This window comes from Caballeronia sp. INML2 (genome assembly GCF_023631365.1).
Classification (GTDB): Bacteria; Pseudomonadota; Gammaproteobacteria; order Burkholderiales; family Burkholderiaceae; genus Caballeronia; species Caballeronia turbans.
This window is the reverse complement of sequence record NZ_JALQDH010000023.1, coordinates 105073-119503: the sequence shown is the minus strand read 5'-3', so window position 1 is coordinate 119503 and position 14431 is coordinate 105073. Positions and strand designations below refer to the sequence as shown.

Genomic DNA, 14431 nt, shown 5'->3' with positions numbered 1-14431 from the left:
TGTTGCCTGTCATGGCGTGGCGCGATGGCTAGACGGTCGCGCGTGCGCGCGTCAGGCGCGCTTCCGGCGAGCGCATCACGGTCCAGTAGACGACCTTCAGTTCGCCGTCATAGGTTTCGACGAGCGCCGAGAGACTCTCGACCCAGTCGCCGTCGTTGCAGTAGAGAATGCCGTCGATGTCGCGGATCTCGGCCTTGTGGATGTGCCCGCATACGACGCCGTCGCAGCCGCGGCGGCGTGCTTCGTCGGTCATCACGCGTTCGAACTGGGAAATGAAGTTCACCGCGTTCTTCACCTGATGCTTCAGGTACTGCGACAGCGACCAGTAATTGAAGCCGAGCCTCGTGCGCACGCGATTGAACCAGCGGTTGAGCAGCAGGATCGCCGTGTAGGCGGTGTCGCCGAGATAGGCGAGCCATTTTGCGTGCTGGATCACGCCGTCGAAGAGATCGCCGTGTACGATCCACAGGCGCTTGCCCGCAAGGGTCGTGTGGAAGGCCTCGCCGCGCACGTGGATGTCGCCGAACGCGAGATCGCAGAACTGCCGCGCGGCTTCATCGTGGTTGCCGGGGATGTAGACGACCTGCGTGCCCTTGCGCGCCTTGCGCAGGATCTTCTGCACGACGTCGTTATGCGCCTGCGGCCAGAACCAGCCTTTGCGCAATTGCCATCCGTCGATGATGTCGCCGACGAGGTACAGATATTCCGATTCGTGGTGCCGAAGGAAATCGAGGAGATAGTGCGCCTGGCAGCCGCCGGAACCGAGATGGATGTCCGAGAGCCAGATCGTGCGATACCGGTGCGGCTTATCGGCCGAATCAGCGAGATCGTCGTGATGGACGGACGCCGTGGCGCGCGAGTCGGACAAGCCCGGCGCGCCAGCGGAAGCAGACTCGGATGATTCGGTGGACTCGGATCGCAGTGCGAAGGGACCGGTGCGCTCGCTATTGTCGAAGCTGAAGGGGGAGGGCGGGTCGATTGCCGGGTGAACTGACGAGTTGAAGGCCATTGGCTCGCGCATCGGGTTTCGGTATGCGCATTGCGCCATGCGGCTGTGACCGAGCCGTGACAGTCACGAGAAGTTCTTATTACTTGGCAGGACGTTGTACTGCGACGATGCGCGTGCCGGCGAGGCGATCATGGAGGAACTGGCGCGCCGGATCGAGCCACACGGCGGCGGCCCACAGCGCGACCCACGCCGCGAAGACGGCGAGCGTCTGCGGTACGGCGAGGGAGAAGAGCGGATGCAGCGCGAGCGGCGGCAGGAACCACAGCCACGCGAGCACGTAGCGCGCGAACGCGCGCGCGGGTCCGACGGGCTGGCCCTGCGCATCGACGACCTTGACGCGCCAGGTCTTCATCGGCAGGGTCTGGCCGCCGTGCGTCCAGAAATACACGAAGTAGGCCGCGAGCACGATGCCGATCCACGACATCAGCCAGTTGTGATGCGTGAGGCCGTTGCGTTGCTGCGTGAGCGTGCTGAAAAGATAGCCGGCGAGGAACACCACGCCGAAGAGGATCACGCTTTCGTAGAGCATCGTTGCGAGGCGGCGGCGCAGCGTGGGCGCGCGCATCGGGTCGACGGTGACGACTGCGGGCTGAGCGCTCACGAGCCGTTGTACATCGAAGGCGCCTGTTGCGGCGATACCGGAATCGGTGTGGCCGGGACGATGCTCGCGGCGTTCGGAATAGCGGGTTGGGTCGGCACGCCGGAGATGGGCGCCGACGGCGCGGCTGCCGCACCCGATCCGCCTTCCGCATGTCCGGGAGCGTGCCCTTGCTCGCGCGCCGTGACGAGGCGATTGATGTCCTTCACTTCGGTCTTGCCCGTAGGCGGCGCGGAGACGATCGTCGGCCGGCGCACGTGCTCGCTCGCGGCCAGTTTTTTCTTCTGCTCTTCGGAGAGCTTCTGATAGGCGTCCCACGCCTTTTCGCGCTTGTCCGGCGGCACCGATTTGGAAACCTGATAGTTCTCGCGCGCGACCTTGCGCTGGTCGGGCGTGAGGCGCACCCATTCCTCCATGCGCTGATGCAGATGCTTCTGAGCCTCGGGCGACATCCGATGAAATCGTGACGCGATCTTCAGCCACTTCTGCTTGCGCTCGTCGGAGAACGAATCCCATTGCGACGCGAAGGGTGCGAGCGCCGCATGCTGCGCTTCGGTGAGGCGGCTCCAGGAGAGCGGGCCGGTGGACGCCAGCGCGGACAGCGTCGAGGCGTTCGAATCGGCCGTCGTGCCGGAGCCGCCGCTCGGCGCCGCGGCGGATGAAGGCGGGACGGCGGCGGGGGAATAAAAGCGCGGATAGGTCGCGGCGAAGGCAACCAGGCCCGCAATCGCGCAACCGAAGACAATCGCGAGACCGCGCTTGTAACTCACCCGAAAATTCCCCCGCTGTACTCAGTGCTTAATGATTGCGCGTCAGATACGCGTTGAACCCGTGATCCAGATAGGCGTCGATCGGCAGGCTGTCGCTCATCATGGCCGCGTCGATATCGGCGAGTTCCGCCTTACGCTGCTGATCTTCCCAATACGCGATGCCCGCCAGCCCGATGACGAGCGCCGCGAGCGGCCAAGCGAGGCCCAGCCCGCCAAGGCGTGCGAGCAGTCCCTTCGGACGACGATCGTCGTCGGTGCCGCCCGTCGTGAGCGTGGCGCCCGCGCCTGCTAGAGCCGGCGCGAACGCGGGCGCGGCCATCGCCACGGCCACTTTCTCCGGCTTCTTGCGCGCGATCGCGGCACGGCGCGCCTCGCGCAGCCGGTCGACGGCGGCAGCCGGAATATTCGACGTGTTCTCGTCCAGCGCGCGCACGACCTTCAGCGCGAACTCGTTTTCCTTCGTTTCAAGAGCGGAACTCATAGCGTGATCCCTTTGGCTTTCAGGGCTTGTGCGAGAGCGTGCGTAGCGCGTGAGCAATGTGTCTTCACGCTGCCCTCGGAGCACCCCATCGCGGCGGCCGTCTCAGCGACATCCATGTCTTCCCAGTAACGCATGAGAAACGCTTCCCGTTGACGCGCCGGCAGTTTCTGGATTTCGGCGTCGATCAGATTCAATACCTGCTCGCGCTCCAGACGGCTCTCGCTGCTTTCGCTGCCGACCGCGCTGTCCTCGGATTCGAAGGTTTCGAGTGGGTCGAATTCGTCGTCGTCGGCGTTGCCGAAGGACGAGAAGAGGCTGACCCAGGTGTTGCGCACCTTCTGGCGACGGAAATAATCGTGCGTCGCGTTCTGAAGGATACGCTGGAATAAAAGCGGAAGCTCGCTCGATGGGCGGTCGCCGTACTTCTCCGCCAGCTTGATCATCGCGTCTTGCACGATGTCGAGCGCCGCGTCGTCGTCGCGAACGGTGTACACGGTCTGCTTGAACGCGCGTCTTTCGACGCTCGCCAGGAAGTCGGCGAGTTCCTTGTCTGATGCCATCCGTTGGGGACCCGGCGCAACGAACTTGCGTCGAAAGGGATCGTGGAGTTCTGGGAAAACCTGCGAATCCTAGCAAAGTTTCGCCGCATCCGGAGCGATTGAGAGGTTTTGTTGCCACTTCCGACCTTCGCACGACCGATTGACCGTTCATTCGACAGGTTGTGCTTGCAAGCCGCTTTCACCCTTGGGGGCGCGCCGTCGGTGCGATCGGCGAATTCGGTAACTTTTTGCTTGACCCGCCGCGCGCCGCGCTGTTACATTTTCTGACTCGCATCATCAGTGAAATGTCTGCTTTGAGGCGAGCCCATGAAGTTCGCCTGTCAAACCTAGACGCGCCGCTTGAACCCGAGCCACAAGCCCGGCAGAGAGCACCCGATCAATTTTTTGCCGAAAATTCGAAAGGTGATGAATGAACATGCCTAGCGCGGAATTCTCCACGTCGGATACCACACCCCCTCACGAAGCTGACTCCATCGGCGGCACCGTGCTCATGCGCGCGCTCGCTGACGAGAACGTCGAATTCATCTGGGGCTATCCCGGCGGCTCGGTACTCTACATCTACGACGAGCTGTACAAGCAGGACCAGATTCAGCACATCCTCGTGCGTCACGAACAGGCCGCCGTGCATGCCGCCGACGCCTACGCGCGCTCGACGGGCAATGTGGGCGTGTGCCTCGTGACATCGGGCCCGGGCGTCACCAATGCCGTCACCGGCATCGCCACGGCCTACATGGATTCGATTCCGCTCGTCGTCATCAGCGGCCAGGTGCCCACCGCGGCCATCGGCCTCGACGCATTCCAGGAGTGCGATACCGTCGGCATCACGCGCCCGTGCGTGAAGCACAACTTCCTCGTGAAGGACGTGCGCGACCTCGCCGCGACGGTCAAGAAGGCGTTCTATATCGCGCGTACCGGCCGTCCCGGCCCGGTGCTGATCGACATTCCGAAGGACGTGTCGAAGGCGCCGTGCAAGTACGAGCCGATCAAGAGCGTGTCGCTGCGTTCGTACAACCCGGTCACGAAGGGTCATTCGGGCCAGATCCGCAAGGCGGTGCAACTGCTTTTGTCGGCGAAGCGTCCGTACATCTATACGGGCGGCGGCATCATTCTCGCGGATGCCTCGCGCGAGCTGAACCAGTTCGCCGATCTGCTCGGCTATCCGGTCACCAATACGCTGATGGGCCTCGGCGGCTATCGCGCGTCCGACAAGAAATTCCTTGGCATGCTCGGCATGCACGGCACGTACGAAGCCAACATGGCGATGCAGAACTGCGACGTGCTGATCGCGATCGGCGCGCGCTTCGACGACCGCGTGATCGGCGATCCGAAGCACTTCGCGTCGTCGCCGCGCAAGATCATCCATATCGATATCGATCCGTCGTCCATTTCCAAGCGCGTGAAGGTCGATATTCCGATCGTCGGCGACGTGAAGGAAGTGCTGAAGGAGCTGATCGAGCAGCTTCAGCACGCCGAGCACGGCCCGGACGCGCAGGCGCTCAAGCAATGGTGGGACGAGATCGAAGGCTGGCGCGCGAAGGACTGTCTGTCCTACGACCGCAAGAGCGAGATCATCAAGCCGCAGTACGTCGTCGAGAAGCTCTGGGAGCTCACCGACGGCAACGCGTTCGTGTGCTCGGACGTCGGCCAGCACCAGATGTGGGCGGCGCAGTTCTATCCGTTCAACAAGCCGCGCCGCTGGATCAACTCGGGCGGCCTCGGCACGATGGGCTTCGGCCTGCCGGCGGCGATGGGCGTGAAGATGGCCTTTCCGGACGACGAAGTCGTCTGCATCACCGGCGAAGGCTCCATCCAGATGTGCATTCAGGAGCTCTCGACGTGCAAGCAGTACAACACGCCCGTCAAGATCATCTCGCTGAACAACCGCTATCTCGGCATGGTGCGCCAGTGGCAGCAGATCGAGTACAAGAAGCGCTATTCCAGTTCGTACATGGACGCGCTGCCCGACTTCGTGAAGCTGGCTGAAGCGTATGGCCATGTCGGCATTCGTGTCGAAAAAACCGCGGACGTCGAACCGGCGCTGAAAGAAGCGCTGCGTTTGAAGGATCGCACCGTATTTCTCGACTTCCAGACCGATCCGACCGAAAACGTATTCCCAATGGTGCAGGCAGGCAAAGGCATCACGGAAATGCTGCTCGGCTCTGAGGATCTATAACGCGGCTTTGTCTCGCGAGGCTCGCGCGCGCCTGTCTTCACAAAGGACATGCGCTGCGCGCGGGTTTTTCGAACACACGCCACTTCTGGACACATTCGGGAATCACGACAATGAAACACATCATCTCCGTTTTGCTGGAAAACGAGCCGGGCGCGTTATCGCGTGTCGTCGGGCTCTTTTCGGCGCGCGGCTATAACATCGAAACGCTGACGGTGGCGCCGACCGAAGACAGTTCGCTGTCGCGGCTGACCATCGTTTCCATTGGCTCGGACGACGTGATCGAACAGATCACGAAGCACCTGAACCGCCTGATCGAGGTGGTGAAAGTGGTCGACCTGACAGAGGGCGCCCACATCGAGCGCGAGCTGATGCTCATCAAGGTAAGGGCGGTCGGAAAGGAACGTGAAGAGATGAAGCGCATGGCGGATATCTTCCGCGGCCGCATCATCGACGTGACCGAGAAGACCTACACGATGGAACTGACCGGCGCGTCCGACAAGCTCGACGCGTTCATTCAGGCGCTCGACGCCACTGCGATCCTCGAAACGGTTCGCACGGGCAGCTCCGGCATCGGCCGGGGCGAGCGGATTCTCAAGGTGTAACGGCGCCTCACCCATTCATTTGCAGCACACGTAGCGCAACCATTCAACGCATCAGGACTCAAGGAACCACCATGAAAGTTTTCTACGACAAGGACGCCGACCTCTCCCTCATCAAGGGCAAGCAAGTCACCATCATCGGTTATGGCTCGCAAGGCCATGCACACGCGCTGAACCTGAAGGACAGCGGCGTAAACGTGACGGTGGGTCTGCGTAAGGGCGGCGCATCGTGGAGCAAGGCCGAGAACGCGGGCCTCAAGGTGAAGGAAGTGGCCGAAGCCGTGAAGGGCGCCGATGTCGTCATGATGCTTCTGCCCGACGAGCAGATCGCCGAGGTCTACAAGAAGGAAGTGCACGACAATGCCAAGCAGGGCGCGGCGCTCGCGTTCGCCCACGGCTTCAACGTGCACTACGGTCAGGTGATTCCGCGCGCGGATCTGGACGTCATCATGATCGCGCCGAAGGCGCCGGGTCACACCGTTCGCAACACGTACAGCCAGGGTGGCGGCGTGCCGCACCTGATCGCGGTGGCGCAAGACAAGTCGGGCGCGGCGCGTGACGTGGCGCTGTCATACGCGGCGGCCAACGGCGGCGGCCGTGCGGGCATCATCGAGACGAACTTCCGTGAAGAAACCGAAACCGACCTGTTCGGCGAGCAAGCGGTTCTGTGCGGCGGCACCGTCGACCTGATTAAGGCCGGCTTCGAAACGCTGGTGGAAGCGGGCTACGCACCGGAAATGGCGTATTTCGAGTGCCTGCACGAACTGAAGCTGATCGTCGACCTGATCTATGAAGGCGGCATCGCCAACATGAACTACTCGATCTCGAACAACGCCGAATACGGCGAATACGTGACGGGTCCGCGCATCGTCACGGAAGAGACGAAGAAGGCGATGAAGGCCGTGCTGAAGGACATCCAGACCGGCGAATACGCGAAGAGCTTCATCATCGAGAACCGTGCCGGTGCGCCGACGCTGCAATCGCGCCGCCGCCTGACGTCCGAGCATCAGATCGAGCAAGTCGGCGAGAAGCTGCGCGCGATGATGCCGTGGATCGCGAAGAACAAGCTCGTCGACCAGTCGAAGAACTAAGCGTCACGATTTTTGCTGAATCGAAAGCCGTCCGGCAGCCCTGTGCGCCGGGCGGCTTTTGCTATCCTACGGTTTTTAGTGCGACGTGAGTCGCATCGACTGGACGGCGCAAGCCGTCCCATTGGTGGCACCTTGGGCCACCCCTTGTGTAGCAAACGAAACCGAGCGCCGTTTGGCTTGGAATCGTAGCTGTAGATGCGCAGGAGTCTTCGGACCCTTGCGCGTAATTGCATTGACCTGATTACCGTCAGGTTCCGCCCAGTTAGCGGCTTCAACTCCGCTAACAAAGCGGATTGGCGTATGTGATTTCAGGGAAGGTCGAGCGCAAGCTCGGTTTGTCATTGTTCAACCTCACGGGATTAGTCCCTATGAGGTAGAGAACCTGCTGTACGACCAGCAGTAGCCTAAGAGGACATGCGTCACTGGCAACGGTGGGGTGTGAAGCTTCTCTGACAATGTAGCCCCCGAAGTTTGGGTGACTGCCTGTTGTGAAACAGGTATTCGGAGACTCCTAGCAGCAAGGGGGTTGAGGCGCTAGGCTGGCTGATACGGTTAACGGAAGTGAACTGCTGATAAACCTCGTAAGTAGGACGATGCCAAAGCTGCTGATAGGCATTAACCAAAACGGTGTGCGGTCGGATAACTCGCTTGAAATTCGGGTTACGTCGTCTGAGGACCGCCGGGGGAAAGGCAGAACCTACGTCAGTCATGTGGCAGGCCGGGAACACGGTAAGCCCGTATCGTTGCCAGTGCAGTTGGGCTGGCAGGCGGCCCGCAAGGAACGCTGTTGACGATGCGGGTAGAGGATGACGGAGAAAGCGAATGACGGGCTGTAATGGTCCGGATAGGGATTGAGACATCATCCCACGCGAAAGCGGGCAGACTTCCGTCTGGTCTACCGTCGCAAGATGGCTGACAGACCTTGTGACTTGGTGAGACACGAGCGCTCGCGTTCGTGCGTAGTACCAGGATGACATATGGGCGCATGCGTCCATATTTGTTCAACTGTTGTTTCCCAGCGGGGTGTGTCTACCCCGCTGGGGAAGATGCGCCTTCTGCTGCGGGAATGATCAACCCAAGGTAGGAGAGCAGCATGAGAGTATCTGTCCGAAAGGATGGATCTGCGCTTTCCCACGTGCCTGACAACTGGCACGCCGTAGATTGGCGTCGCGTCGGACGGAACGTGAGAGGGATGCAGATACGAATTGCGAAGGCGACGCGGGAAGGCGACTGGCGCAGGGTGAAAGCCTTGCAACGGATGCTTACCCGCACGTTGTCCGCAAAGCGGTACGCGGTACGACGTGTTACGCAGAACCAAGGTGCGCGAACGGCCGGAGTCGATCGCGAACTGTGGGATTCGCCTGAGAGCCGGTGGGAAGCCATCGGCAGGTTGAAGCGGCGTGGATATAAGCCTTTGCCATTACGGAGAGTCTTTATCCCCAAGGCCAATGGAAACGAGCGCCCTCTGGGCATTCCGACCATGCGGGACAGGGCGATGCAAGCCCTGTATCTGCTGGCCTTGGAGCCGGTGTCGGAATCGACGAGTGATCCGAACTCTTATGGATTCAGACTCAATCGCTCGACAGCCGATGCCATGTCGCAGATATTCGTCGCAATGTCCCAGAAGGGCTCGGCCCGATGGGTGCTGGAAGCGGATATCAAAGGCTGCTTTGACTGGATCAACCACGACTGGTTGGAAAGCCATGTCCCGATGGACAAGGAGATCCTCCGGAAGTGGTTGAAGGCTGGCCTGATTCACAAGGGGCAGCTACAGGCGACTGAGGCCGGTACGCCGCAGGGAGGCATCATCTCCCCGACGCTGGCAAACGTGACGCTGAACGGGCTGGAGCGTGAACTGATCGCGCACCTCGGTGCGACGTTGGGAATCGCGAAAGCCAAGAAGCTGAAAGTGAATGTGGTGCGATACGCGGATGACTTTGTGATCACCGGCGACTCGAAAGAGATTCTGGAAAACGAGGTCAGGCCTTGGGTGGAAGCATTCCTTGCTGTTCGGGGCTTGCAACTGTCCGAGACAAAAACGCGGATCACCCACATTGACGAAGGCTTCGATTTCCTTGGGTGGAATTTCCGGAAGTATTCGGAAAAGCTGCTCATCAAGCCGAGCAAGAAGAACGTGCAGACGTTCTATCGAAAGGTGTCGGAAACGATCAGTGGCAACAAGACGGTAACGCACGAGGATTTGATCCGATTGCTGAACCAGATGCTACGGGGTTGGGCGCAGTATCACAGCCCCGTCGTAGCCAAGCAGGCGTATAGCCGCATGGAGTCTCTGATCTTCCGGAGACTTTGGTGGTGGTCAAAACGGCGACATCCAAACAAGGGTGCTGAATGGGTGAGGAAGAAATACTTTCATTCAGATGGCGCCCGACACTGGATTTTTGCTGTTCCTGTAGTTCGAGACGATGGCAGTAACGGCTTGACAGAGTTGTACCAGCTTCGCGGTACATCGATCAGGCGGCATCGCAAGATCAAAGGCGACTTCAATCCTTTTGATCCTGATTGGGAGCAGTATGGCGAACAACTGCGACAAGCGCGCATGGAAGCATCAATGCGACATCGCAAGCAATGGGTTTCGCTATACCTATTGCAAGGCGGGCTGTGTGCGCACTGCGGCTGTGCTCTGACACGAGAGACCGGTTGGCACGATCATCATCTGGAGTACCGGATGCATGGTGGTTCCGACGCCCTCTTCAATCGAGTGCTATTGCATCCCGACTGCCACCGACAAGTGCATGTAGGTAAAATTGCGCTAACTAAGCCGGCCCGGTCATAAAGCTGGGCTTTGTACGTAGATTGGAGCCGTATGCGGGGAAACTCGCACGTACGGTTCTTAGGGGGCTCTCCTTCTGCGAAGAAGGGGGGCTACCCTCCTAAAACACAGAACCCGTTCATGAACTATCCTCATCCGATCATTGCCCGCGAAGGCTGGCCGTTCATTGCCATCGCGGCTGTCGTCGCCATCCTCGTGCAAGCGACGGGCGGCTTCGGCTTCGCCTGGTTCTTCTGGCTGATCGTGATTTTCGTCGTCCAGTTCTTCCGCGATCCGGCCCGCCCGATTCCGACCCAGCCCAACGCGGTGCTGTGTCCGGCCGATGGGCGCATCGTCGCGGTCGAAACCGCGCACGATCCGTACGTGGGACGCGAGGCGCTCAAGATCAGCGTGTTCATGAACGTGTTCAACGTGCACTCGCAGCGCTCGCCGGTGGACGGCGCCATCACGAAGGTTCAGTACTTTCCGGGCGCGTATCTGAATGCGGCCGTCGACAAGGCGTCCACCGAAAACGAGCGCAATGCGGTCGTGCTGCAGACGGCGAGCGGGCATACCGTGACGTCGGTGCAGATCGCGGGCCTCATCGCGCGACGCATTCTGTGCTACGTGCACGTCGGCGAGCCGCTCACGCGCGGACAGCGCTACGGCTTCATCCGCTTCGGGTCGCGCGTCGACGTCTATCTGCCGATGGGCAGCCGCCCGCGTGTGTCGATCGGCGAGAAAGTTTCGGCTTCGTCGACGATCCTCGCCGAGTTCGCGCAATAACGCGGAGGACGCGATGGCGGCATTTAAACCGCGCCGTAACCGCGCGCCCGCGACGCCTCCGCGCGCGTTCCGCCGCAACAAGGCGGCTCAGGACGTCGGCGCCGTGGAGACGCGTCGCGCGAAGCGGCAGCAGTTTCTGCGCAAGCGCGGCATTTATTTGCTGCCCAATGCGTTCACCACGGCGGCCTTGTTCTGTGGCTTCTTCGCCGTGGTTCAGGCGATGAACGTCCGTTTCGAGATTGCGGCCATCGCCATTTTCGTCGCGATGGTGCTCGACGGCATGGACGGGCGCGTCGCGCGCATGACGCACACGCAGAGCGCGTTCGGCGAGCAGTTCGACAGTCTGTCGGACATGGTGTCGTTCGGCGTCGCGCCGGCGCTCGTGATGTACGAATGGGTATTGAAGGACCTCGGGCGCTGGGGCTGGCTCGCGGCGTTCGTGTATTGCTCGGGTGCGGCGTTGCGGCTCGCGCGCTTCAATACGAACGTCGGCGTGGTCGACAAGCGCTACTTTCAGGGCTTGCCGTCGCCGGCCGCGGCGGCGCTCATCGCCGGATTCGTGTGGCTCGCGACGGATAACCGCGTGCCGCTCAAGCTCGTGTGGCTGCCGTGGGTTGCGTTCGCGCTGACCGTTTATGCGGGCGTGACGATGGTGTCGAACGCGCCGTTTTACAGCGGCAAGGCGCTCGACGTGCGCTATCGCGTGCCGTTCGCGGGCGTGCTGCTGATCGTGGTGGCGTTCGTGCTCGTATCGTCCGATCCGCCGGTCATGCTGTTCTGCCTGTTCGTGCTGTACGGCTTTTCGGGCTACATCTGGTGGGGATATCTCGCGGTGCGCGGCAGGCCGAATCCGGCGCGCAGTTCGCAGCGGGAGCATTAGAGCGGAATCCGTTCAAGCAAAGAAAAGGCGGCAACCCTCCCGGATTGCCGCCTTTTTTGTTTCTCCATGCGCGTCGATCAACCCGCGACCAGCGTCCCGTTCTGAATGTGCACGCGCTGACCCTGCGCGAACGGCGGCGGGTTCTTGTACGTGAACGTGCGTGTCTTGCCGTTTTCCATCCGGACGCGCACCGAATAATCGGTTTCGCTGCGCAGATGCTTTTCGACCGAGTTACCCGCCAGGCCGCCGCCGAGCGCGCCGAGCAGCGTCATCGCGGTGCGGCCGCCGCCGCGCCCGAACTGATTGCCGACAACACCGCCCGCCACCGCGCCACCGACCGCGCCGATCCCCGTTCCGTGGCCTTCCTGCTTGACGGCGGAGATCGCCTCGACGGTTCCGCAGGCGGAGCAATACGCGGGGTGCTGCTGCGGCTGCTGCGCGTACGATGGCTGCAGGGGCTGCGGCTGTGCGGGCACCTGTTGCGCCTGCTGCTGGGCTGCTTGTTGTTCAACCGCTCGTTGTTGAGCCGCTTGTTGCTGAGCCGCCTGTTGTTGCGCGGCGGTGCGCTGCTGCGCCGCACTGGGCGCCGCGGATTCGACCACCGGCTGCTGCGCAACCGCCGCCGTCTGCGTCTGCGGATTCTGTGCCAGATTGCTCGATGCCTTCGGGAACAGTCCCGTCATCGCGGCAGTGGCCGCAAGGCTCGCGACGATCACAGCGCCCGCTGCCGTCGCGACGAGCGGATGCAGGCGCCGCTGCGGCGGCTGAGCGCCGCCGGAAGAGGGCGACGTGCTGAGTTTGTTGGTTCCGTTATCCATTGTTGAACCTCCGTTTCGAGGCGAAATGCTGCTACCAATGTCCGCTGTTACAACATGTCCGCAACACAATTCTGGGCGAGCCCGGGATTTTCGCTTTTCGGCTTGTAACAATTTGCGGGCGCATCGTGCTTTGATAAAAGCACGACCGGTGCCAACCATTGCAGCGCGCACCCATGGGCCCCCGCCGCCAATCCGGACTTGAAACTTTTACCAGCGGTTACAACAAAATCTGGGGCCGAAAAAAAAGCGCGCCGCGGGGGCGCGCTTTTTTCGCTTTTCGATCGAGCCAGAAACTCAGTCTTCGCGACGCAGATGCGGGAACAGAATCACATCGCGGATGCTCGGGCTATCGGTCAGCAACATGACCAGACGATCCACGCCGATGCCGCAGCCGCCCGTCGGCGGCATGCCGTGCTCGAGCGCGCGAATGTAGTCGGCGTCGAAGTACATCGCTTCCTCGTCGCCGGCGTCTTTCTGATCGACCTGCTTCTGAAAGCGTGCGGCCTGATCTTCCGGATCGTTCAGCTCCGAGAAGCCATTGGCGATTTCGCGCCCCGTGATGAACAATTCGAAGCGCTCGGTGATGCCCGGCACGGAATCCGACGCGCGCGCGAGCGGCGACACTTCGATCGGGTAATCGACGATATATGTCGGTTCCCACAATTGCGATTCCGCCGTCTCTTCGAACAGCGCGAGTTGCAGCGAACCGAGACCCGCGTTCAGGAAAGCCGGCTGCGTCGTATCGACGCCGAACTTCTTCAGTTCCGTGCGCAGGAACGCGGCGTCGGAGAGCTGCCCGTCGGTGTACTGAGGTGCGAATTTCTGAATCGCCTGATTGATCGTCAGGCGATGGAACGGCTTGCTCAGATCGAGCTCGCGGCCTTGATACGTGATGGTCGCTGTGCCGAGTGCATCGATGGCGGCCTGGCGGATCAGTTGCTCGGTGAAGTCCATCAGCCAGCGGTAATCGGTGTACGCGGCGTAGAACTCCATCATCGTGAATTCCGGATTGTGACGCGGCGACACGCCTTCGTTCCGGAAATTACGGTTGATCTCGAACACGCGCTCGAAGCCGCCGACGATCAGCCGCTTCAGATACAGCTCGGGCGCGATGCGCAGGAACATCTGCATGTCGAGCGCGTTGTGATGCGTGACGAAAGGCTTCGCCGCCGCGCCGCCCGGAATCGGGTGCAGCATCGGCGTTTCGACTTCCATGAAGTTCGCCTGCGACATGAAATTGCGGATTGACGTGACGGCCTTCGTGCGCGCCATGAACGTCTTGCGGGACTCCGGCGTGACGATCAGATCGACATAGCGCTGGCGATAGCGCATTTCCTGATCGGCCAGGCCGTGAAACTTGTCCGGCAGCGGACGCAGCGCCTTCGACAAAAGACGCAATTCCGTGCAGCGCACCGACAGTTCGCCCTTGTTCGTGCGGAACAGCACGCCTTTCGCGGCGATGATGTCGCCCAGATCCCACTTCTTGAAGGCGTCGTACGTTTCGACGCCGACATCGGCGGGCGTCACGAAAAACTGGATCTGGCCGCTGCCGTCCTGAACCGTCGCGAAGCTGGCCTTGCCCATTACGCGCTTGAGCATCATCCGGCCGGCGATCGCGACGGGCAGAGGATTCGCCTCGAGCGCGTCCTTGTCCGTTTCGGCGTATTCGCTCTGAAGTGCCGCGGCCTGATGCGTCGGGCGGAAATCGTTCGGATAGGCGACGCCTTGCTCGCGCAGCGCGCGCAGCTTTTCGCGTCGCTCGGCGATGATCTGGTTCTCTTCCAGTTCGGGAGCGGCGCCCGGTTGAGTCGGTTCGGTCATGATGATTCTTGGCTTTTAATGCGCGGATGCGCGGCGAAACGAAGCGAAGCGCGGATATCGCCGATGGATATCCGC

Annotated in this window: 13 protein-coding genes; 6 read left to right on the top strand and 7 right to left on the bottom strand. The window is 61.4% G+C overall.

The window, feature by feature from the left end:
• Window positions 1-28: 28 nt before the first annotated feature.
• The 5 genes from NCT32_RS09020 to NCT32_RS09000 all read right to left on the bottom strand — a co-directional run bounded on the left by NCT32_RS09020 (window position 29) and on the right by NCT32_RS09000 (window position 3418).
• Window positions 29-1009: a UDP-2,3-diacylglucosamine diphosphatase gene (locus NCT32_RS09020; protein ID WP_250476846.1), complete on the bottom strand. Its 981-nt coding sequence runs from the start codon at window positions 1007-1009 to the stop codon at window positions 29-31.
• Between the two features lie 79 nt (window positions 1010-1088).
• Window positions 1089-1610, bottom strand: a complete 522-nt coding sequence (locus tag NCT32_RS09015) for an RDD family protein (protein ID WP_409219273.1) — start codon at window positions 1608-1610, stop codon at window positions 1089-1091.
• Window positions 1607-2377 (bottom strand): DUF3106 domain-containing protein, encoded by a 771-nt coding sequence (locus NCT32_RS09010; protein ID WP_061119688.1) that lies wholly within the window; start codon window positions 2375-2377, stop codon window positions 1607-1609. The genes NCT32_RS09015 and NCT32_RS09010 overlap by 4 nt, the downstream gene beginning before the upstream one ends.
• Before the next feature lie 28 nt (window positions 2378-2405).
• A complete protein-coding gene (locus tag NCT32_RS09005; protein WP_061119687.1) occupies window positions 2406-2858 on the bottom strand; it encodes a DUF3619 family protein in 453 nt (150 codons plus the stop codon).
• The gene (locus NCT32_RS09000; RefSeq protein ID WP_061119686.1) at window positions 2855-3418 is read right to left on the bottom strand and encodes an RNA polymerase sigma factor; all 564 of its coding nucleotides are present in this window, start codon (window positions 3416-3418) and stop codon (window positions 2855-2857) included. Before NCT32_RS09000 ends, NCT32_RS09005 begins: the two co-directional genes overlap by 4 nt.
• 409 nt (window positions 3419-3827) lie before the next feature.
• On the opposite strand from NCT32_RS09000, the gene NCT32_RS08995 reads away from it, so the two are divergent.
• From NCT32_RS08995 to pssA, 6 genes are all read left to right on the top strand, one after another.
• Window positions 3828-5591 carry an acetolactate synthase 3 catalytic subunit gene (locus NCT32_RS08995; RefSeq protein WP_061119685.1) on the top strand — a complete coding sequence of 588 codons (1764 nt, stop codon included), beginning with the start codon at window positions 3828-3830 and terminating at the stop codon, window positions 5589-5591.
• A 110-nt stretch (window positions 5592-5701) separates the two neighbouring features.
• A complete protein-coding gene (gene ilvN / locus NCT32_RS08990) occupies window positions 5702-6193 on the top strand; it encodes an acetolactate synthase small subunit (RefSeq protein WP_008341906.1) in 492 nt (163 codons plus the stop codon).
• Between the two features lie 71 nt (window positions 6194-6264).
• A complete protein-coding gene (gene ilvC / locus NCT32_RS08985; protein WP_061119684.1) occupies window positions 6265-7281 on the top strand; it encodes a ketol-acid reductoisomerase in 1017 nt (338 codons plus the stop codon).
• A 1093-nt stretch (window positions 7282-8374) separates the two neighbouring features.
• Window positions 8375-10075: a group II intron reverse transcriptase/maturase gene (gene ltrA / locus NCT32_RS08980; RefSeq protein ID WP_250490107.1), complete on the top strand. Its 1701-nt coding sequence runs from the start codon at window positions 8375-8377 to the stop codon at window positions 10073-10075.
• A gap of 117 nt (window positions 10076-10192) precedes the next feature.
• Window positions 10193-10837: a phosphatidylserine decarboxylase gene (locus NCT32_RS08975; protein ID WP_061119682.1), complete on the top strand. Its 645-nt coding sequence runs from the start codon at window positions 10193-10195 to the stop codon at window positions 10835-10837.
• Window positions 10838-10850: 13 nt separating this feature from the next.
• On the top strand, window positions 10851-11717 hold the full coding sequence (gene pssA / locus NCT32_RS08970; protein WP_061119681.1) for a CDP-diacylglycerol--serine O-phosphatidyltransferase: 867 nt from the start codon (window positions 10851-10853) through the stop codon (window positions 11715-11717).
• Window positions 11718-11794: 77 nt separating this feature from the next.
• On the opposite strand, the gene NCT32_RS08965 is transcribed toward pssA, so the two are convergent.
• Both NCT32_RS08965 and lysS read right to left on the bottom strand, forming a co-directional pair.
• The gene (locus NCT32_RS08965; protein ID WP_061119680.1) at window positions 11795-12535 is read right to left on the bottom strand and encodes a glycine zipper 2TM domain-containing protein; all 741 of its coding nucleotides are present in this window, start codon (window positions 12533-12535) and stop codon (window positions 11795-11797) included.
• A gap of 294 nt (window positions 12536-12829) precedes the next feature.
• Entirely contained in the window at window positions 12830-14356 is a 1527-nt protein-coding gene (gene lysS, locus NCT32_RS08960; protein WP_061119679.1) for a lysine--tRNA ligase, read from the bottom strand.
• Window positions 14357-14431: the final 75 nt, after the last annotated feature.

Excerpts from the sequence above, each read along its gene's own strand:
- NCT32_RS09020 (WP_250476846.1), bottom strand. The coding sequence starts at position 1,009 with ATGGCCTTCAACTCGTCAGTTCACCCGGCAATCGACCCGCCCTCCCCC.
- NCT32_RS09005 (WP_061119687.1), bottom strand. The coding sequence starts at position 2,858 with ATGAGTTCCGCTCTTGAAACGAAGGAAAACGAGTTCGCGCTGAAGGTC.
- NCT32_RS09000 (WP_061119686.1), bottom strand. The coding sequence starts at position 3,418 with ATGGCATCAGACAAGGAACTCGCCGACTTCCTGGCGAGCGTCGAAAGA.
- NCT32_RS08995 (WP_061119685.1), top strand. The coding sequence starts at position 3,828 with ATGAACATGCCTAGCGCGGAATTCTCCACGTCGGATACCACACCCCCT.
- ilvN (WP_008341906.1), top strand. The coding sequence starts at position 5,702 with ATGAAACACATCATCTCCGTTTTGCTGGAAAACGAGCCGGGCGCGTTA.
- ilvC (WP_061119684.1), top strand. The coding sequence starts at position 6,265 with ATGAAAGTTTTCTACGACAAGGACGCCGACCTCTCCCTCATCAAGGGC.
- ltrA (WP_250490107.1), top strand. The coding sequence starts at position 8,375 with ATGAGAGTATCTGTCCGAAAGGATGGATCTGCGCTTTCCCACGTGCCT.
- NCT32_RS08975 (WP_061119682.1), top strand. The coding sequence starts at position 10,193 with ATGAACTATCCTCATCCGATCATTGCCCGCGAAGGCTGGCCGTTCATT.
- pssA (WP_061119681.1), top strand. The coding sequence starts at position 10,851 with ATGGCGGCATTTAAACCGCGCCGTAACCGCGCGCCCGCGACGCCTCCG.
- NCT32_RS08965 (WP_061119680.1), bottom strand. The coding sequence starts at position 12,535 with ATGGATAACGGAACCAACAAACTCAGCACGTCGCCCTCTTCCGGCGGC.
- lysS (WP_061119679.1), bottom strand. The coding sequence starts at position 14,356 with ATGACCGAACCGACTCAACCGGGCGCCGCTCCCGAACTGGAAGAGAAC.